This window comes from Paraburkholderia dipogonis, assembly GCF_042680985.1.
Classification (GTDB): Bacteria; Pseudomonadota; Gammaproteobacteria; order Burkholderiales; family Burkholderiaceae; genus Paraburkholderia; species Paraburkholderia phytofirmans.
The window spans coordinates 248,415-268,284 of the sequence record NZ_JBHUFR010000021.1; the positions used below are offsets into that span (position 1 = coordinate 248,415).

General features: G+C 63.2%; 15 protein-coding genes and 1 riboswitch. Of the genes, 13 read left to right on the forward strand and 2 right to left on the reverse strand.

What is annotated here, in order from left to right; all coding sequences use genetic code 11:
- Positions 1-106: 106 nt before the first annotated feature.
- Positions 107-1,792, reverse strand: a complete 1,686-nt coding sequence (locus ACFSNN_RS26855) for an isovaleryl-CoA dehydrogenase (RefSeq protein WP_134457578.1) — start codon at positions 1,790-1,792, stop codon at positions 107-109.
- A 308-nt stretch (positions 1,793-2,100) separates the two neighbouring features.
- Between ACFSNN_RS26855 and ACFSNN_RS26860 the strand changes: the two genes are divergently transcribed.
- Together ACFSNN_RS26860 and ACFSNN_RS26865 are read left to right on the forward strand one after the other, a co-directional pair.
- Positions 2,101-3,759, forward strand: coding sequence for a GMC family oxidoreductase (locus ACFSNN_RS26860; protein ID WP_134457579.1), 1,659 nt, complete (start codon positions 2,101-2,103; stop codon positions 3,757-3,759).
- 172 nt (positions 3,760-3,931) lie between these two features.
- A complete protein-coding gene (locus ACFSNN_RS26865) occupies positions 3,932-5,686 on the forward strand; it encodes an OmpA family protein (protein WP_134457580.1) in 1,755 nt (584 codons plus the stop codon).
- A gap of 59 nt (positions 5,687-5,745) precedes the next feature.
- On the opposite strand, the gene ACFSNN_RS26870 is transcribed toward ACFSNN_RS26865, so the two are convergent.
- Positions 5,746-6,708, reverse strand: coding sequence for a LysR family transcriptional regulator (locus ACFSNN_RS26870; RefSeq protein WP_134457581.1), 963 nt, complete (start codon positions 6,706-6,708; stop codon positions 5,746-5,748).
- Between the two features lie 174 nt (positions 6,709-6,882).
- Here ACFSNN_RS26870 and ACFSNN_RS26875 point away from each other — a divergent pair, with 174 nt between their 5' ends.
- The 11 genes from ACFSNN_RS26875 to ACFSNN_RS26925 all read left to right on the forward strand — a co-directional run bounded on the left by ACFSNN_RS26875 (position 6,883) and on the right by ACFSNN_RS26925 (position 19,860).
- Positions 6,883-7,659: a glycosyltransferase family 2 protein gene (locus ACFSNN_RS26875; protein ID WP_134457582.1), complete on the forward strand. Its 777-nt coding sequence runs from the start codon at positions 6,883-6,885 to the stop codon at positions 7,657-7,659.
- Positions 7,660-7,785: 126 nt separating this feature from the next.
- Positions 7,786-7,919, forward strand: a riboswitch (S-adenosyl-L-homocysteine riboswitch).
- A gap of 32 nt (positions 7,920-7,951) precedes the next feature.
- A complete protein-coding gene (gene ahcY, locus ACFSNN_RS26880; protein ID WP_106284834.1) occupies positions 7,952-9,373 on the forward strand; it encodes an adenosylhomocysteinase in 1,422 nt (473 codons plus the stop codon).
- Positions 9,374-9,502: 129 nt separating this feature from the next.
- A complete protein-coding gene (locus ACFSNN_RS26885) occupies positions 9,503-9,856 on the forward strand; it encodes a phage holin family protein (protein ID WP_106284835.1) in 354 nt (117 codons plus the stop codon).
- A gap of 11 nt (positions 9,857-9,867) precedes the next feature.
- Positions 9,868-10,698 (forward strand): methylenetetrahydrofolate reductase [NAD(P)H], encoded by an 831-nt coding sequence (gene metF / locus ACFSNN_RS26890; RefSeq protein ID WP_134457583.1) that lies wholly within the window; start codon positions 9,868-9,870, stop codon positions 10,696-10,698.
- A gap of 298 nt (positions 10,699-10,996) precedes the next feature.
- Complete coding sequence (locus tag ACFSNN_RS26895) at positions 10,997-12,640, forward strand: ABC transporter substrate-binding protein (RefSeq protein WP_134457584.1); 1,644 nt, start codon at positions 10,997-10,999, stop codon at positions 12,638-12,640.
- A gap of 341 nt (positions 12,641-12,981) precedes the next feature.
- Positions 12,982-14,610, forward strand: coding sequence for an ABC transporter substrate-binding protein (locus ACFSNN_RS26900; protein ID WP_134457585.1), 1,629 nt, complete (start codon positions 12,982-12,984; stop codon positions 14,608-14,610).
- Positions 14,611-14,747: 137 nt separating this feature from the next.
- Positions 14,748-15,758, forward strand: a complete 1,011-nt coding sequence (locus ACFSNN_RS26905; protein ID WP_012434669.1) for an ABC transporter permease subunit — start codon at positions 14,748-14,750, stop codon at positions 15,756-15,758.
- Between the two features lie 7 nt (positions 15,759-15,765).
- Positions 15,766-16,683: an ABC transporter permease subunit gene (locus ACFSNN_RS26910; protein ID WP_134457586.1), complete on the forward strand. Its 918-nt coding sequence runs from the start codon at positions 15,766-15,768 to the stop codon at positions 16,681-16,683.
- Positions 16,684-17,688 (forward strand): ABC transporter ATP-binding protein, encoded by a 1,005-nt coding sequence (locus ACFSNN_RS26915; RefSeq protein ID WP_116143752.1) that lies wholly within the window; start codon positions 16,684-16,686, stop codon positions 17,686-17,688.
- Positions 17,685-18,704 (forward strand): peptide ABC transporter ATP-binding protein, encoded by a 1,020-nt coding sequence (locus tag ACFSNN_RS26920; RefSeq protein ID WP_134457587.1) that lies wholly within the window; start codon positions 17,685-17,687, stop codon positions 18,702-18,704. The genes ACFSNN_RS26915 and ACFSNN_RS26920 overlap by 4 nt, the downstream gene beginning before the upstream one ends.
- Entirely contained in the window at positions 18,697-19,860 is a 1,164-nt protein-coding gene (locus ACFSNN_RS26925) for a TraB/GumN family protein (protein WP_134457588.1), read from the forward strand. Before ACFSNN_RS26920 ends, ACFSNN_RS26925 begins: the two co-directional genes overlap by 8 nt.
- The last annotated feature ends 10 nt before the right edge of the window (positions 19,861-19,870 follow it).

The window sequence follows — 19,870 nt, forward strand, 5'->3', positions numbered from 1 at the left end:
GTCCACTCCCTGATGGATTGCGTTGGGCGTCGAGTCGCGCTTTTATTGGGTTTGCTTGTGCTGCTTTTCCTGCTTTGCGGCGTGCCTGAAGCTTGCGTGCTGAACGTCAGGCAGGGAATGCTCTTTCGATGATCGCCGCGTGATCGAATGTGGCCGGCAGCGTGCCGTACACGCGGCCGCTTTCGCCGCAGCCATCGGCAAGACGCGTAGCGATGAACGCCTCTGCCACTTCGGCGGGCGCGTGTTTAAGCAGCAAGGTGGCTTGCGCGATCAGCACGACTTGCTGCGCGATCCGCCGCGCCGACGCTTCGCGATGCCCGGCCGGTCCGTTGAGCGTGGCGGCGAGTTTGCCGAGCGCGGCGCTCAATGCCGGATGCGCTTGCGCGTCCGCTTGCCACGCGGCGAACAGCGCCTGCGCCGCTTCCGGCTCGCGCTCCATTGCGCGCAGCACGTCGAGGCACATGACATTGCCGGAACCTTCCCAGATCGAATTCACCGGCGCTTCACGATAGAAACGCGCCATCGGACCGGTTTCGACGTAGCCGTTGCCGCCCCAGACTTCCATCGCCTCGCCGGTGAATTCCAGCGCGCGCTTGCAGACCCAGTACTTCGCCGCGGGCGTGACGATTCGGCGCCACGCGCGCTCGGCCAGCGAGGTGGAAGCGGCGTCGGTCGACTCTTCGAAAGCGCGCGCGAGGCGCATGAATAGCACCGTCGCCGCTTCCGATTCCAAAGCCAGATCGGCGAGCACGTTGCGCATCAGCGGCTGATCGGCGAGATGCCGGCCGAACGCGCTGCGATGACGCGCATGGTGAATCGCCTGCACGAGCGCCGCGCGCATCAGCGCCGCACTGCCGATCACGCAATCGAGCCGCGTGTAGTTCGCCATTTCGATGATGGTCGGCACGCCGCGTCCTTCGTCGCCGATCATGATGCCGAACGCGTCGAGGAATTCGACTTCGCTGCTCGCATTCGAGCGATTGCCGAGCTTGTCTTTCAGACGCTGGATCTGCACGTTGTTCTTGCGGCCGTCCGGCGCGAAGCGCGGCACGTAGAAGCACGAAAGGCCTTCGTGTTCGTCGGTGCGGCCGAGCACCAGATGCGCGTCGCACTGCGGCGCGGAGAAAAACCATTTGTGACCGACAAGCCGGTAGGCGGCGCCACGGCCGCTGCCGGCGGTGGAGTAGGCGCGGGTCTGATTGCTGCGCACGTCCGAGCCGCCTTGTTTTTCGGTCATGCCCATGCCGATCATCGCGGACGTTTTCTGCTTGAGCGGCAAATCGCGCGAATCGTGTTCGCGCGCGTAGAGCTTGTCGCGCAATGTAGCGAATAGCGCGGGTTCGCGTTGCAGCACGGGGATGCTCGCGAAGGTCATCGTCAGCGGGCACAGCGAGCCGGATTCGATTTGCGCATGCAGGAAGTAACCGGCGCAGCGCGCCACCATCGCGCCGCGTTGCGGATCGGAAAACGGCAGCGCGTGCAAGCCTTCGCGGCGCAGCAGCGAGAGCAGCGCGTGCCACGAAGGATGAAATTCCAGCGCGTCGATGCGCTCGCCGCGTGGACTATGCGTGACAAGCTCGGGCTCGTGACGGTTCGCCAGCTCGGCGAGCGCGAGCGTCTCGGGCGTGGTGAGCGCTGCACCGTGCCGCAGCAGTGCACCGCGATGCCACCCGGCGCCGTCGCGTTCGAGGGCGGCGGACAACGCGGCGTCGCTGGAAAACAGGTTGTAGTCCGCGAGGGGCGGAACCTGATTGGTCACCTCGTGAGTCTGGCCGAAGCTGTGCCGTTCCATCTGCTGTCTCCGTTCGACGCATGCTCGCCGGCGTTGGCCGGCAATGCGCTGTTTGATCGCCGCGTGTCATGCCGCGCGCTGAGAGGACGGCGTGTGCAACGCCGTGTTCGAATGCCGCGCGCAGCCGCCAGGCGGGCGTTAGCGCGTCTTTCATCATAGGGGCGCGGCGGCCGTTCCGTTTAGAGGAATCGCTCTGGCGCGAAGCCGCCGCGCCATCCGAACGCTCCCTACAATGCCGGGGAAACACACGTAGACAAGTGTGCACGACATAAGGGTTCGCGAGCAACGCGGCCCATCAGGAGGAGCGGATGCAATACGACTACATCATCGTCGGTGCGGGCTCGGGCGGTTGCGCGCTGGCGAGCCGTCTCGCGGATAGCTGCGCGGACGCGACGATCGCGCTGATCGAAGCCGGCCCGCACACGGACCGCAATCTGTTCGTCAACATGCCGGTCGGCGTGGCGGCCGTGGTGCCGCACAAACTCAAGACCAATTACGGTTATCTGACCACGCCGCAGCCGGGGCTCGGCGGACGGCAAGGGTATCAGCCGCGCGGACGCGGCTTCGGCGGATCGAGTGCGATCAACGCGATGATTTACACGCGTGGCCATCCGCTCGATTACGACGAATGGGCGGAATTAGGTTGCGAAGGCTGGTCGTGGGCGGAGGTGCTGCCGTATTTCCGCCGCGCCGAAGGCAACCAGCGCGGCGCCGATGCGTGGCATGGCGACAGCGGCCCGCTGACCGTCTCCGATTTGCGCTATCAGAATCCGTTTTCACGGCGCTTCGTGCAGGCGGCGATGGAAGCCGGCTACAAGCCGAATGGCGACTTCAACGGCGCGGACCAAGAAGGGATCGGCTTCTATCAGGTGACACAGCGCGACGGACGCCGTTGCAGCGTGGCACGCGCCTATATCTACGACCGCGCGCGTCCCAACCTGCATACGATCGCCGACGCGACGGTGCTGCGCGTCGCCTTCAACGGCAAGCGCGCGAGCGGCGTGGAGATCGTGCGCGGCGGCCGCAGGGAAACGCTCGAAGCACGCGCGGAGGTGGTGCTTGCCGCAGGCGCGTTCAATTCGCCGCAACTGCTGATGTGCTCGGGTATCGGCCCCGCGGCGCATCTTCAGTCGCTCGGCATTGCGGTGCTGCACGACGCGCCGGAAGTCGGCCAGAACCTGATCGACCACGTCGATTTCACGATCAACAAGCGGGTTTCGTCGATCGAGCCGACCGGCTTTTCGATTCGCGGCATTGCGCGGATGCTGCCGCAGTTCGTCACGTTCATGCGTCATGGGCGCGGCATGCTGTCGAGCAATGTCGCCGAGGCGGGCGGTTTTCTGAAGAGCACGCCGACGCTCGACCGGCCGGATCTGCAATTGCATTTTTGCGCGGCCATCGTCGACGATCACAACCGTCATATGCATTGGGGCCACGGTTATTCGCTGCACGTGTGCGTGTTGCGACCGCACAGCCGCGGCACCGTGACTCTCGCGAGCGCGGACGCGCGAACCGCGCCGGTGATCGATCCGCGTTTTTTCAGCGACCCGCGCGATCTCGATCTGCTGGTAGACGGGGCGCGGATGGCGCGGCGCATTCTCGATGCCCCCTCGCTCGCGCTGCACGGCGGCAGCGAGTTGTACACCCATTCTGGCCAGTCGGACGCGGAGTTGCGCCGCACGATCGCCGAGCATGCCGACACGATCTATCACCCGGTGGCCACCTGCCGGATGGGCGGCGACGCGCGCTCGGTGGTCGATCCGCAGTTGCGGGTGCGAGGCGTCACGGGGCTGCGGATCGTCGACGCCTCGGTGATGCCGACGCTGATCGGCGGCAACACCAATTCGCCGACGGTGATGATCGGCGAGCGCGCGGCCGATCTGATCACGGCGGCCCGTCGCGAATCGCAAACGGAACTGAAGATGGCATCGATCAGCAGAGCCGGCATGTCGGCGACGACCGCCTGAGCTTTCAGCGGCATGTCAGATTTTGCCGCCAAATATGAGACAAATTGAACGAACGTCTGCCAATTCGTCATAAATTGTGCCGTTTCGTTTATGAGATTTCCCGAAACCTATAATCGCGCCGCAAAAGGGAGCGTGCTAGGTGGCGCGTTCGGGAACTCGAGGAAGCGAAGCGATGAGCATCAACGCAATTCAACTGATTCAGTCCGCCATGACGGACGGTGTGGTGCGGCAGCTAGCGGGGCGCTTCGGGCTGCCGGCGGACGCGACTCAAAAGGTGCTGGCCGCCGCGGCGCCGGCGCTCGTCGCCGGTCTGATGCAAAAGGGCGCGACGCTCGACGGTGCGCGTTCGCTTTTCGCCACGATCCTCTCGCCGGAAGTAAACGGGCATATCGCCGAACAGCTGCCGCGCCTGATCGGCAGCACGACTGGCTTGAGCCAGCTGGAAATGGCCGGGCGGCAGTTGCTCGAACGAACTCTGGACCGCCGCGTCGACGTGCTGAGCGACGAGGTCGCCTCGCAAACCGGCGTGCCGGCGCACGCCACGCATGCCATGACGGGCATCGTCGGGGCAACGCTGCTCGGCTTGTTGAAGCGGCATTGCCTCGAAGGTCAGGGCAACGCCGGGCATTTGCCCACGCTGCTGGGTCATCAACTGCCGGTCATTGCGCCTTTTCTGAACGATCGCCTGATGGCCGCGCTCGGCCTGGGCGGCGTCGGCGCGTTTGCCGGCAACATATTGGCGCAATTGAAGGCTGTTTCGTCGCACATCGATCATCCGACGCCCGCGGCCACGCCGGCGGCCGACGCGTCGCCGAGTATCCAGGTGCCCGTGGACGCCGTGGTGCGCGGAGAGCGCCGCTCGCACACGTGGCTGTGGTGGCTGCTTGCGGCAATCGCTGCGGTGCTGGCGTTTCTGTTTTTGCGCGGCTGCCAGGGTGAGCAGAGCGCCGGCCGCGTCGGCGCGCACAACAGTGGCGACGCGCCGGTTACCGCGCAACCGGCTTTGGCGCCGGTTCAGGCTTCGGCCGCTGTGGTAGCTGCCAGCGATGTAGCGGCGTCGGCACCTGCCACCAGCGCCGCGACGCCCGCGAGTTCGGCAAGCGACCCGCAGCAACCGGCCGCCGCGATCGTGCCGACTCAAGACAGCCAGTTCAGCTTCACCGTCGACGCCGCCGGCAAGCCCACGCTGACGGCCACCGTCGGCAGCGAAGCCGAAAAGACCCAACTGATGGACGAGCTGACGAAGCGCCTCGGTCAATACAACTTCGTGCCGAACATCACGGTCGATCCGTCCACGAAACCGGCCGACTGGCTGGCCCATGTCGACAGCCTGTTGCCGCTGCTGTCGCTGCCCGGCGCGGAAGTGAAAGTGGCCGGCACGCACATCGAACTGAGCGGCACTGCCGCGGACAAGAAGCTCGGCTGGCTCGACAAGCTGAAGTCGCTGCTCGGCACGTCGTATCAGATCGGTTCGTTCGACGTCGCGCACGCCGTCGCCGATGCCAACGAGAACTTCCGCAGCGCGATCAAGAACCTGCTCGCGCCGGATAGTTCGTGCGCGGCAGCGGACGTGGTCAAAGTGCTGAACCTGCAGGTGATCAACTTCGCGAGCGCCAGCGCGCGTGTGCCGGCTTCGGCTGTGGATGATCTGAAGCAGTCGGCGCGCGTGCTGAACGCCTGCGCGGGCAACGGCAAGACGGCGCGGCTGGAAGTGGCGGGCTATTCGGACAACGTCGGCGGCGAACAGGCGAATCTGCAATTGTCGAAGCAACGTGCCAATGCGGTGCGCGCCTACCTCGTCAAGACGGGCGTGCCGGCTGATTCGCTGTTGGCGCAAGGCTATGGTCAGGCGCGTCCGGTGGCGAGCAACGACACGGCGAGCGGGCGCTTTGCCAACCGCCGCATCGAGTTCGTCGCGCAGCAGTAACTGCGCGCTGGAATCATCGCGTAAGACATGCCGCCCGGTTCGCGCCGGGCGGCTTTGCTTCATTCGGCGGGCCGCTTCGGAAACGGTGTCGTGATACCCGTCACGCCGATGCCCGGCCCGAGCATGAAATCGTCGGCGGCCTGGCCTGGCAGCGCCTCGCGCGCGACTTCGAGCCACGCGCGCGCGGCGTGTGACAAATAACCATTGCGGCGCCAGCCGATCGCCATTTCCCACGGAATCTCCGGTTCCACCACCGGCCGGCAGGTGAACTGCGCAGGGTCCAGACGCCGGCAATACGGCGCCGGCAACAGGGCGATGCCGACGCCGGCCAGCACCAGCGCCGCCATGAAATCCCAATGCCCGCTGCGCCCGACGATGGTCGGCGCAAAGCCGGCGGTGCGGCACGCGTTCAAGACGACATCGTTGAGAGCGAGACTTTCGCCGTAGAACACGAACGGCTCGTTGGCGAGTTGCGCGAGCGGCACCTCGTGCAGATCGTCCCAACTCGAGCCCGTGCGGGCGACGAGCCACAGCAACTGACGCGTCATGGGCAGCACGTCGATATTTTCCGGGTCGACGGGCTGCAGCACGCCGCCTAATTCCAGTTCGCCGTTGATCAGCGCCGTTTCGATGGCGCGTGAGCCCTGCTCAAACAGCTTGAGTTCGATTTTCGGATAGCGCTGGCGAAACGCGGCGATGGCCGGCGTGAAGAGCGAGCCGCCCATGGGCGGAATGCCAATGGTGAGTTGACCGCGGCCGAGCGTGTCGAGATCGTTCAGCTCCGCCTGCAATTGCGCGTGCGCCGCCAGCACGTCCTGGCCGCGTTGGTAGACGATCCGTCCGGCATCGGTCAGCACCATCTGGCGCCCGTCGCGCAGCAGCAGCGGCGAGCCGATTTCGTCTTCCAACGACTTGACCATTTTGCTGATGGTCGGCTGCGTGACGAACATCTGCTCGGCCGCGACGGTGAAACTCTGCTGACGCACCACTTCGACGAAATACCGTAGCGCACGTAGTTCCACGATCTCAGGCTCCAGAATTCCAAATTGGAATGATTCGCTGGATTGTAAGTCAATATATTTATATTGCAGAGAGCCGATCCAGAAACGTCGCGGCCATTTCAAGATGCCCCCGGCGGCAAGCGGAATAACATCAGGAGATTTTCACCGCCGAGCCGCCCATCACGCCCGTTCATCATGACGCCCATTTCGATCATCATTCCCTGCTACAACGGCGCTGCGACACTTGCGCGCGCTCTGCAAAGTTGCCGGACCCAGCCTGAAGCCACGCAGATCGTCGTGGTGGACGACGGCTCGATCGATGCCTCCGCGGACATCGTGGCCGAATGCGGCCGCCTCGACGCGCGCGTGGGTCTGCTGCGGATGCCGTGCAACGGCGGCGCGGCGCGAGCGCGCAACTGGGGCGCGATGCATGCGTCGCATGACCTGGTCGCCTTCCTCGACGCCGACGACGAATATCTGCCCGGCGCCCTCGCCGCCGCGAGCGCATTCCTCGCGCAAAACCCGCAGGAAGTGTCCGTGCGGCTCGACGTCGAGTACGCGGATTTTCCGCGCGAGCTCACGGCTCACCCTGACTTTGCCACGCATGCTGCAACGCTCAGCAATACGGTGCCCAGCGGCCTGTTCATCCGCCGGGCGGCTTATTTCGCGCTCGGCGGCTTTCCGATGGACGACGCGTTTCGCCGTATCGGCGGCGAAGACGGCGCGTTTTCGTGGGCGCTGCGCGATATCTTCGGCAACCCACGGCTGAGCGATGCGAAGCGTGTGCGCATGCATTACCACACGGGCATTCACGCCGAACGCTACTTCCGCGTTGCACTCGGACTGCAGATTCCGGATCCCGCCGATGTCGCCGAAGCGTTCCGCGTGTCTAAGCAGTTTCTCGACACCGCGCGCACCGGCATCGCGCAATTGCGCGCGGCGAATTTGACGGCCGAGGCCACCGCGTCGTAGGCCGTACGACGCCTGCAAGGCGTCCATCACGGCGGCTGCGCGCACGCACGAAGCGCAAGAAACCCGCGCAGCCTGAAAACTTGATCCGTGCCCCGAAGCCATCTCGTTTTGCTACAATCGCCGTTCGTCTTCGAGGAGCGTTGCGACGGGTACCGCGAACCAGCTATTCGCCGGCCGCCCGCCAGGCTCGGAGACTTCAATCGGAGGGCTGGATGCGCATAGCGCTTCCTGTCCACCGCATCGAACCGCGCTCACGTCAAATTTCTAGTCACTACTTAGAAAGGAGGGCGTGATGAACGCCGCTGTTATCGATTCCAAAAATTCCCAGGACTTCGTTGTTGCCGACATGTCGCTTGCCGACTGGGGCCGCAAGGAGCTCAACATTGCCGAGACGGAAATGCCCGGTCTCGTGCAGACGCGCGAAGAATACAAGGCGCAGCAGCCGCTGAAGGGCGCGCGCATTGCAGGTTCGTTGCACATGACGATCCAGACCGGCGTGCTGATCGAAACGCTGACCGCGCTCGGCGCCGACGTGCGCTGGGCCTCGTGCAACATCTTCTCGACGCAGGATCACGCCGCCGCCGCAATCGCCAAGGCCGGCACGCCGGTGTTCGCATTCAAGGGCGAATCGCTCGACGAGTACTGGGAGTTCTCGCACCGCATTTTCGAATGGCCGAACGGCGAATTCGCCAACATGATCCTCGACGACGGCGGCGATGCCACGTTGCTGCTGATCCTCGGCTCGAAGGCGGAAAAAGACCGCTCGGTGATCTCGAAGCCGACCAACGAAGAAGAAGTCGCGCTGTACAAGTCGATCGCGTCGCACCTCGACGCGGACCCGACGTGGTACTCCACGCGCCTCGCGCACATTCAGGGCGTGACGGAAGAAACCACGACCGGCGTGCACCGTCTGTATCAGATGGAAAAAGAAGGTCGTCTGCCGTTCCCGGCGATCAACGTCAACGACTCGGTCACCAAGTCGAAGTTCGACAATCTGTATGGCTGCCGTGAGTCGCTGGTCGACGGCATCAAGCGCGCGACCGATGTGATGATCGCGGGCAAGATCGCCGTGGTGGCCGGTTACGGCGACGTGGGCAAGGGCTGCGCGCAATCGCTGCGTGGCCTGGGCGCGACCGTGTGGGTCACCGAAATCGATCCGATCTGCGCACTGCAAGCGGCGATGGAAGGCTACCGTGTCGTGACGATGGAATATGCGGCGGACAAGGCCGACATCTTCGTGACGGCAACCGGCAACTACCATGTGATCGGCCACGACCATATGAAGGCGATGCGTCACAACGCGATTGTCTGCAACATCGGTCACTTCGACTCGGAAATCGACGTGGCGTCGACCCGCCAATACGAGTGGGACAACATCAAGCCGCAAGTCGACCACATCATTTTCCCGGACGGCAAGCGCGTGATCCTGCTGGCTGAAGGCCGCCTCGTGAACCTGGGTTGCGCGACGGGCCACCCGTCGTTCGTGATGTCGAACTCGTTCACGAACCAGACGCTTGCGCAGATCGAACTGTTCACGCAAGGCAAGAAGTACGAGAACAAGGTGTACGTGTTGCCGAAGCATCTGGACGAGAAGGTCGCACGCCTGCATCTGGCGCGCATCGGCGCGAACCTGACCGTGCTGTCGGACGATCAGGCCGGCTACATCGGCGTCGACAAGAATGGTCCGTTCAAGCCGAACCACTACCGCTACTAAGCGCGTCGCGGCGGTTTGACCGCATGACAGTTTGACGACAGGGCGGCGCATGATGCGCCGCTTTGTCCGCCATGCCCGCCGCTTTACGCGCTTTTCCCGTTATCGGACATCCTGCCGAAGGAGCTCTACATGACCTTGCTGCTGACCTGGCTGATCAACGCGCTTGCGCTCCTGATCATCACCTACCTCGTTCCGTCGATTCATATCCGCAGTTTCGGCACCGCATTGATCGTCGCGGTGGTGCTCGGGTTGATCAACACGATCCTGCGACCGGTGCTGATCCTGCTGACGCTGCCCGTCACGATTCTCACGCTCGGACTCTTCATTCTGGTGGTCAATGCGCTGTGCTTCTGGCTGTGCGCGTCGCTCCTGAAGGGCTTCGAAGTGTCGGGTTTCTGGTCGGCGTTCATTGGCTCGATTCTGTACAGCATCGTTTCCTGGCTGCTGTCCGCGCTTATTTTCGGCAACCGCAGTCTCGGTTGACTCACTGAATCATGAACCCGATCGAACTATCATTCGAATTCTTCCCGCCGAAAACGCAGGAAGGCGTCGACAAGCTGCGCGCCACGCGCGCACAGCTTGTCACGCTCAAGCCCAAGTTCATGTCCGTCACGTTCGGCGCCGGCGGCTCGACGCAACAGGGCACGCTCGATACCGTCGTCGAAATGGCGAAGGAAGGGCTGGAAGCAGCGCCGCACGTGTCGTGCATCGGCTCCTCGAAAGAGAGCCTGCGCGCGATTCTCAACCAGTACCGCGCGCATGGCATTCGCCATATCGTCGCGCTGCGCGGCGATTTGCCGTCGGGCATGGGCGAGGTCGGCGAGTTGCGTTACGCGTCGGAACTGGTGAGCTTTATCCGCGCCGAATTCGGCGACTGGTTCTGGATCGAGGTGGCCGGCTATCCGGAATACCATCCGCAGTCGCGCTCGCCGCGTCACGATCTGGACAATTTCGCCCGCAAGGTGAAGGCCGGCGCCAATTCGGCGATCACGCAGTACTTCTTCAACGCGGACGCGTACTTCCGTTTCGTCGACGACGCACGCAAGCTCGGCGTCGATGTGCCGATCGTGCCGGGCATCATGCCGATCACGAACTTCTCGCAACTGATGCGTTTCTCGGAGATGTGCGGCGCTGAAGTGCCGCGCTGGGTCGCGCGTCGGCTGGAAAGCTTTGGCGACGACCGTGAGTCGATTCGCGCGTTCGGGCTGGATGTGGTGACGGACCTGTGCGGACGTCTGATCGACGCCAAAGTGCCGGGCCTGCACTTCTACACGCTGAACGGCGCTGCGGCGACCAAAGCGATCTGCGAACGGCTGGCCGTTTAAGCTCGCATCACGTCGGGAAGACGAAACCGCGCGGCGCGTTTGGCCGCGCGGTTTTTTTTCGCGCGACGAATGGCGCGGCGGCGGGCGGCGCGCGCCTCTTATGGGTGCCAGCCGAGCGCCACGCGAACGAAGCCGAAACCGGGGATTCCCTGCTTGCGAGACCGCAGCAGCGGCTGCTGCGCCGCAATAAACACGCCCGCGCCAATGAAGCTTGCGGCGCGTAAGCCCTCATTGAACCCGATTTTTGTGCTGTCTATGATCAAAGCGCAGCTGACGTGGCTGCTGTGCGGAGAACGTGATGACGGTACCCAAGTTGCTGTTTGCAGTTCGCCAAACCTGCCTTCCTGTGCTGAGCGCCTGTGCGGTTCTGAGCGCCGCGCTGTTGCCCGCCGTCGCCGACGCGGCCAAGCTGCCCGACAAGACCCTCGTGTTCTGCTCCGAGGGCAGTCCGGCGGGCTTCGACAGTGCGCAGTACACCACCAGCGTCGAGTTCAGCGCGGCGTCGTACACGGTCTACAACCGGCTGATCGAGTTCGCGCACGGCAGCACGGATATCGAACCGGGCCTCGCCGAAAAATGGGATGTATCGCCCGACGGGCTCACCTATACGTTTCATTTGCGCCACGGCGTGAAGTTCCAGACCACGTCGTTCTTCAAGCCGACGCGCGAATTCAACGCCGACGACGTCGTCTTTACCTATCAGCGCATGCTCGATCCCGAGCAGCCTTTCCGCAAGGCGTACTCGGTGCCGTTCCCGTACTTCACCGATCTCGGCCTCGCCAAGAACATCGCGAAAGTCGAAGCGGTCGATCCGTATACGGTGAAATTTACGTTGAAGGAGGTCGATGCGCCGTTTTTGCAGCAGATCGCCATGCCGTTCGCATCGATTATCTCGGCTGAGTACGGCGATCAGCTATTGAAAGCGGGTAAGGCGTCGGATATCAATCAATATCCGGTCGGCACGGGTCCGTTTATTTTCCGAAGCTATACGAAAGACGACACGATCCGCTTCGACGGTAATCCGGATTACTGGAAGCCGGGCGTCGTCAAAGTCGGCAAACTGATATTCGCGATTACCGTCGATCCGGCCGTGCGTCTGCAGAAATTGAAACGCGGCGAATGCCAGGTCATGTCGTATCCGCGTCCCGCCGATATTCCGCAAGCTAAAGCCGACGCGTCGCTCGTGGTCCCCAATCAGGTCGGTTTCAATCTCGGCTTTATTGCCTACAACACCACCAAGAAGCCGCTCGACAACGTGCTGGTGCGCCGCGCGCTCGATATGTCGATCAATAAGAAAGCGATTATCGAATCGGTGTATCAGGGTGCCGGACAAGCGGCGACCAACCCCATGCCGCCGACCCAGTGGGGCTATGACAAGAATCTGAAGGATGCTCCATACGACACGGAAAAAGCCAAGGCACTGTTGAAACAGGCGGGTTATCCGGACGGCTTCGATTTGACGCTCTGGGCGATGCCGGTTCAACGGCCCTATAACCCGAATGCGCGGCTGATGGCGGAAATGCTGCAATCCGATTGGGCGAAGATCGGCGTCAAGGTGAAGATCACCACTTACGAGTGGGGCGAATATATTCGCCGCGGCCATGCTGGCGAGCATGAAGCCATGCTGATCGGCTGGACCGGCGATTATGGCGATCCGGATAACTGGCTCGGCGTGCTGCTCGGGTGCGACGCGGTGAACGGCAGTAACTTTTCCAAATGGTGCTACAAACCGTATGACGACCTGATCAAAAAGGGGCGCGGCACGACGGATCTGGCGGAGCGCACCAAGGCTTACACGGAAGCTCAGGAAATTTTCAAGGATCGGGTCCCGTTTACGCCGATCGCCCACTCCACGGTCTATCAGCCGATCAGCAAGGACGTCACCGGCTTCAAGATCGACCCGTTCGGCCCGACGCAATTCATGAATGTGGGTCTGAAATAAGGACGGCGGGCCATTTTTTGCTGAGACGGCCCTCTAGAGCCGCATGCTCCGGCCAGCGCCGGCGTGCGGCCGCCGCTTATGCCCGAACGGTTTCCGATCGTCCGCGCTGCGTGGGACCGGAGTAACCGCTAAAGCGCCAACTCCGGTCGTTCGCGCTGCGTGGGACGGGAGTAACCGCTAAAGCGCTAACTCCGGTCGTTCGCGCTGCGTGGGACCGGAGTAACCGCTAAAGCGCTAACTCCGGTCGCAACACCAGGAATTTCCTCCGCTTGGTGCTGTGAGCCAAGCTCAAGTAATATCGCGCTACGCCGGCGGGAGCCGGCCACGAACCTGGAGGAAACATGAAGCAAAACAATCTGTTGCGCGCCGCGCGTGTTACGACGCTCGTCGCAGCTGCAGCGGCATCGATGGTGGGCGCAAGTGTCGCGCGCGCCGAGATTCCGAATAAAACCCTGGTCTACTGCTCAGAAGGCAGCCCCGCGGGTTTTGATCCTGCCCAATACACCACGGGCACCGATTTCACGGCCAATACGTTCACCGTCTACAACCGCCTCGTCGAGTTCGAACGTGGCGGCACCAAGGTCGAGCCGGGCCTCGCCGAAAAGTGGGACGTGTCCGCGGACGGCAAGACCTACACGTTCCATTTGCGTCATGGCGTGAAGTTCCAGACCACGTCGTTCTTCAAGCCGACGCGCGAATTCAACGCGGACGACGTCGTGTTCACGTTCCAGCGCATGCTGGACCCGAACTCGGCCTTTCATAAGGCTTACCCGGTCCAGTTCCCGTACTTTACGGACATGGGCCTCGACAAGCTGATCACCGGCGTCGAAAAGGTCGATCCGTACACGGTCAAGTTCACGCTGAAGGAAGTCAACGCGCCGTTCATCCAGAATCTGGCCATGGAATACGCGTCGATCCTGTCGAGCGAATACGGCGACCAGTTGATGAAAGCCGGCAAGGCCGCCGACATCAACCAGTTCCCGGTCGGCACGGGCCCGTTCATTTTCAAGAGCTACACGAAGGACGCAACGATCCGCTTCGACGGCAATCCGGATTACTGGAAGCCGAACGCGGTGAAGATCTCCAAGCTGATCTTCTCGATCACGCCGGACGCCGGCGTGCGCGTGCAGAAGATCAAGCGCGACGAATGCCAGGTGATGAGCTATCCGCGTCCGGCCGACATCGCTCCGCTGAAGGCTGAAGCGAACATCGCGATGCCGTCGCAACCGGGCTTCAACCTCGGCTACCTCGCGTACAACGTGACGCACAAGCCGGTCGACAAGGTCGAAGTGCGTCAGGCGCTCGACATGGCGATCAACAAGAAGGCGATCATCGACTCCGTGTACCAGGGCGCAGGCCAGGCCGCCACGAATCCGATGCCGCCGACCCAATGGTCGTACGACAAGAACCTGAAGGGCGCGGCTTACGATACGGACAAGGCCAAGGCCCTGTTGGCCAAGGCTGGCTATCCGAACGGCTTCGATATCACTCTGTGGGCAATGCCGGTGCAGCGCGCATACAACCCGAACGCCCGTCTGATGGCGGAAATGATCCAGGCCGATTGGGCCAAGATCGGCGTGAAGGCGAAGATCGTCACGTATGAGTGGGGCGAGTACATCAAGCGCGCTCACGCCGGTGAGGACGACACGATGCTGATCGGCTGGACCGGCGACAACGGCGATCCGGACAACTGGCTTGGCACGCTGCTCGGCTGCGAAGCGGTGAACGGCAACAACTTCTCGAAGTGGTGCTACAAGCCGTTCGATGACCTGATCCAGAAGGGCCGCGTCACGTCCGATCAGGGCGCGCGCACGACGGCTTACATGCAGGCGCAGCAGATCTTCGCGCAACAACTGCCGTTCTCGCCGATCGCTCACTCCACGGTGTACCAGCCTGTCAGCAAGAAGGTCGTGGATATGCGTATCGAACCGCTCGGCTATGCGCGCTTCGACGGCGTCAGCATCAAGTAATTCGTCAAGCTAGTCGTAAATTCGCGCAGTACGCTTTTCGCACGGTTAGAAAACTGGTCGAAATGGTCCGGCGACCGGGGTCACGAGCCCTCGTCGCCGGTTGCGTTTTTTCTTCACCAAGACCATAGGGACGAACCATGTTCCGCTTTGTTTTGCGCCGCATCGGCATGGTGATTCCGACTTTCATCGGCATCACGATCCTCGCGTTTGCGCTGATTCACCTGATACCGGGCGACCCCATCGAAGTGATGATGGGCGAGCGCGGCGTCGATCCCGCCATGCACGCCGCGGCAATGCACCGGCTCGGACTCGACGAATCCCTGCCCATGCAATACGTCCACTACATTGGACGCGCGTTGCACGGCGACCTCGGCACCTCGATCATCACCAACACCAGCGTGATGGGCGAATTCCTCGCACGCTTTCCCGCCACCGTCGAACTGTCGATTTGCGCGATGCTGTTCGCATTGATCGTCGGCTTGCCGGCGGGCGTGTTCGCGGCTTTGCGGCGCGGCACGGTGGTCGACCACGGCGTGATGGGGACGGCGCTGACCGGCTATTCCATGCCGATCTTCTGGTGGGGCTTAATCCTCATCATGGTGTTCTCCGTGAAGCTCGGCTGGACGCCGGTGTCCGGCCGCATCGCGGTCGAATACGACATTCCGCACGTGACCGGGTTCATGCTGATCGACGCGATGATGTCCACCGACGAAGGCGCCTTCAAATCCGCGCTCAGTCACCTGATCCTGCCGGCTATCGTGCTCGGCACGATTCCGCTGGCGGTGATCGCGCGCATGACGCGTTCGTCGATGCTCGAAGTGCTGCGCGAGGACTATATTCGCACCGCGCGCGCGAAGGGCTTGTCGCCGGGGCGCGTGATCGTCGTGCATGCGTTGCGCAATGCGCTGATTCCGGTGGTGACGGTGATCGGTCTGCAGGTCGGCACGCTGCTCGCGGGCGCGGTGCTGACCGAGACGCTGTTTTCGTGGCCGGGTATAGGCAAGTGGCTGATCGACGCGATCGGCCGGCGCGACTACCCGGTGGTGCAGGGCGGTATTCTGATGATCGCCACGCTGGTGATCGTCGTGAACCTCGTCGTCGATTTGTTGTACGGCGTGCTGAACCCGCGCATCCGCCATACGAGGTGAGCTGAAAATGGCAGACATACAAAACACAGTCCCCCAGTCGGTCACTCCTCCGAGTGGCCGCGCTATCGCCGCCCGTGAATTCTGGGCGAATTTCTCACGCAACCGCGGCGCGGTCAGCGCCGGCGTCATCGTGCTCGTGCTGATCTTCATCGCGATCTTCGCGCCGTTGATCGCGCCGCACAGTCCGATCGAACAGTACCGCGACTTCGTGAAGATTCCGCCCGCCTGGCTCGATGGCGGCAACTGGAAGTTCATTCTCGGCACCGACGAAGCGGGCCGCGACATCCTCTCGCGTCTGATGTACGGCGCGCGGCTGTCGTTCTGGATCGGCTTCGTCTCGGTGGTGCTCGCGCTGATTCCGGGCGTCGTGCTCGGTCTGATCGCGGCTTTCTTCGAGAAGTGGGCCGACACGCCGATCATGCGCATCATGGACGTGCTGCTCGCGCTGCCGTCGCTGCTGCTCGCCGTTGCGGTGGTCGCAATCATCGGTCCGGGTCTCGTCAACACGATGCTCGCGATCGCGATCGTCGCGCTGCCGGGCTACGTGCGTTTGACGCGTGCATCCGCGCAGGGCGAGTTGCAGAAGGAGTACGTGACGGCTTCGCGCGTGGCGGGCGCCGGCACCATGCGCCTGATGTTCTCGCAAGTGCTGCCGAACTGCACCGCGCCGTTGATCGTGCAGGCCACCTTGGGCTTTTCGTCGGCGATTCTCGATGCCGCGGCACTCGGCTTTCTCGGCCTCGGCGTGCAGCCGCCTTCAGCGGAGTGGGGCGCGATGCTGGCCTCGGCGCGCGATTACATCGACAGCGCCTGGTGGATCGTCACCATGCCGGGTTTGTCCATCCTGATCTCGGTGCTTGCCATCAATCTGCTCGGCGACGGGCTGCGCGACGCACTCGATCCCAAACTGAAAAGGATGGCCTAAATGTCTAGCTTATTGACCATCCGCAATCTGGCGGTGAACTTCAACGGCCTGCCCGCTGTCGACCGCATCAACCTCGATGTCGCGCCGGGCGAAGTGGTCGGCGTGGTCGGCGAATCGGGCTCGGGCAAGAGCGTGACGATGATGGCGCTGATGGGCCTCATCGACGCGCCCGGCAAAGTCACCGCCGACGAAATCACCTTCAACGGCAAGAACCTGCTGAAGGCATCGGCGAAGGAACGCCGCAAGATCATCGGCAAAGACATCGCGATGGTGTTCCAGGACGCGCTCACCAGTCTGAATCCGAGCTACACCGTCGGCTATCAGATCAAGGAAGTGCTGAAGCTGCACGAAGGCTTGCGCGGCAGCGCGTTGGACAAACGCGCTCTGGAACTGCTCGATCAGGTCGGCATTCCCGACCCGAAAGGCCGCATCGGTTCGTTTCCGCATCAGATGTCGGGCGGCATGAACCAGCGCGTGATGATCGCCATGGCGATTGCATGCAACCCGAAGCTGCTGATCGCCGACGAACCGACCACCGCGCTCGACGTGACGATCCAGGCGCAGATCATGGAGTTGCTGATCAAGCTGCAGAAGGAACGCGGCATGGCGCTCGTGCTGATCTCGCACGATCTGGCAGTGGTGTCCGAAGTCGCGCAACGCGTCGCGGTCATGTACGCTGGCGAAGTGATCGAAACGAACAAAGTGCCGGACATCTTCGCCGCCCCGCATCATCCGTACACGGAAGCGTTGCTGGCGGCGATTCCCGAGCACAATGTCGGCGCCGTGCGGCTCGCCGCACTGCCGGGCATGGTGCCGGGCCGCGACGACCGTCCCAAAGGGTGTCTGTTCGCGCCGCGCTGCAAATATGTGGTCGACGACTGCCTGAAAGCGCGCCCCGCACTCGCGCCGATGCAAGGTCACGCTGAAGTGGCGCGCGTGCGCTGCATCAAACCTTTGAACCTGAGCGGCGACGCCAACGTTCACACCCATGGAGGCGCACGATGAACGCAGTACTCGAAACGCGGCGCCAGTCGGACCATGCGGGCGACCACGTGCTGGTCGCGGAACAGCTGGCGCGCTACTACACGGTCAAGCGCGGCATGTTCGCGTCCGGCACGGTGAAGGCGCTCAACGGTGTCTCGTTCGCGCTCGAACGCGGCAAGACACTGGCGGTGGTCGGCGAATCCGGCTGTGGCAAATCGACGCTCGCGCGTCAACTCACCATGATCGAAGCGCCCTCCGCGGGCCGTCTGCTGATCGACGGTGAAGACGTGGCCGGCGCCGATCACGCGAAGATCGCGGCGCTGCGGCGGCGCGTGCAGATGGTGTTCCAGAACCCGTTTGCCTCGCTGAATCCGCGCAAGACCGTCGAGCAGACGCTCGGCGAACCGCTCGCGATCAACACGCAACTGAGCGCAACCGAGCGCGCCGAACGGATCGCGCAGATGATGCGCACCGTCGGTCTGCGTCCGGAACATGCGAAGCGCTATCCGCATATGTTCTCCGGCGGCCAGCGTCAGCGTGTGGCCGTTGCGCGCGCGATGATTCTCGACCCGCAGATCGTGGTCGCCGACGAACCCGTATCGGCGCTCGACGTATCGATCCAGGCGCAGATTCTGAATCTGTTCATGGATCTGCAGGAGCAGTTCAAGACCAGCTACGTGTTCATCTCACACAATCTGTCGGTGGTGGAGCATATCGCCGACGACGTGATGGTGATGTACTTCGGCGGCGTGGCGGAACTCGGCGACAAGAAGCGGATTTTCTCGAACCCGCGTCATCCGTACACGCGCGCGTTGATGTCGGCCACGCCTTCGATCTTCGAGGCGGATCGCACGATCAAGATCAAGCTGCAAGGTGAAATGCCTTCGCCGCTGAATCCGCCGTCGGGTTGCACATTTCATCAGCGCTGCCCGTACGTGATCGACCGCTGTCGCAGCGAGGAACCGAAGCTGCGTGAAGTGGATGGCCGCCAGGTGTCGTGTCACCGCGCCGAGGAGGTGGGTGACGTGGATGCCTGATGGGTTGGCGGCGCGTCGTCTTGCGCGCCGCTTGCGTGATGGCGGCCTGAACGCCGCTTCAACGCGGCGCTGGTGGGCGCGTGCACTGGCTGGTGCCGCGCTCTTCGGCGTTTGTTTTGTATTTCATCTTGGCATAGGGCTGTCCGGCGTGGCGCATGCTGCGGGGGCGGCCGCCAATGCACCCGCGCAGGCGGGACGTCCGGCGCTGCCGGTGCCTAACATGCCGGCTCCGCCACGCGCCGGCTTGCCGGGGTCCAACCTGCCTCCCGCTTCACCGCCTGCCTTGCCGGGCACCACGGCGAGCGGCCCGGTGCGCGCGCAGCCAGCGCGCATGCCGTTCTATGTCGCGACGCGCGGCACGACCACCATCTACGTGCTCGGCACACTGCATGTCGGCGATCCCGCCGACTATCCCGCCGATCAGCCTTTCCGCGCCCCGATCCTCGGCGCGCTCGCCGCCTCGCCGACGCTGGCGCTCGAACTCTCGCCCGACGAACTGCTGGTTTCGCAAGACGACGTCTCGAAGTACGGCGTCTGCCGACGCGACTGTCTGCCGGGACTGCTGCCCGATCCTTTGTGGCGCAAGCTCGCCCTCCGGCTGCACGGCAACCCGGCGGCACTCGACGCCATCAAGAAGATGCGGCCGTGGCTCGCTTCGTTGCTGGTCGAAACCTACGATTCGCTGAGTGCCGGCCTGCAGACCGAGTACGGGTCGGAAGCGCAACTGCAAAACGTGTATCTGCGCACGCGCGGCAAGATCGTCGGTCTCGAAACACTGTCGCAGCAAATGCGCGCATTCACGGGGCTGTCGCTCGCGCAGCAGCGCGAGATGCTGGCACAGGATCTGGTGCAGACGCCCGCGGAAAATGTCGCGGACGTGCGGACCTTGCATCGGCTGTGGCGTGTGGGCGACGCGGATGCGATCGCCGCCTGGCAGGCCGCGAAATCCGAAAAGCTGGCCCGTGACAAACGCATCTCCGATTCGATCGACAACAAGATCGTCTATGACCGCAACCGGCGCTTCGTTTCGCGAATGCTGATGATCGCCGCGCCGAACAAGCCGGTTTTCGTGGCGATCGGCGCGCTGCATCTGGGCGGCCGCAAGGGCGTGCTGCAGCTTTTGCGGCAGCACGGGTTCGTGGTCGAGGCGGGGTGAGGTTCATCGG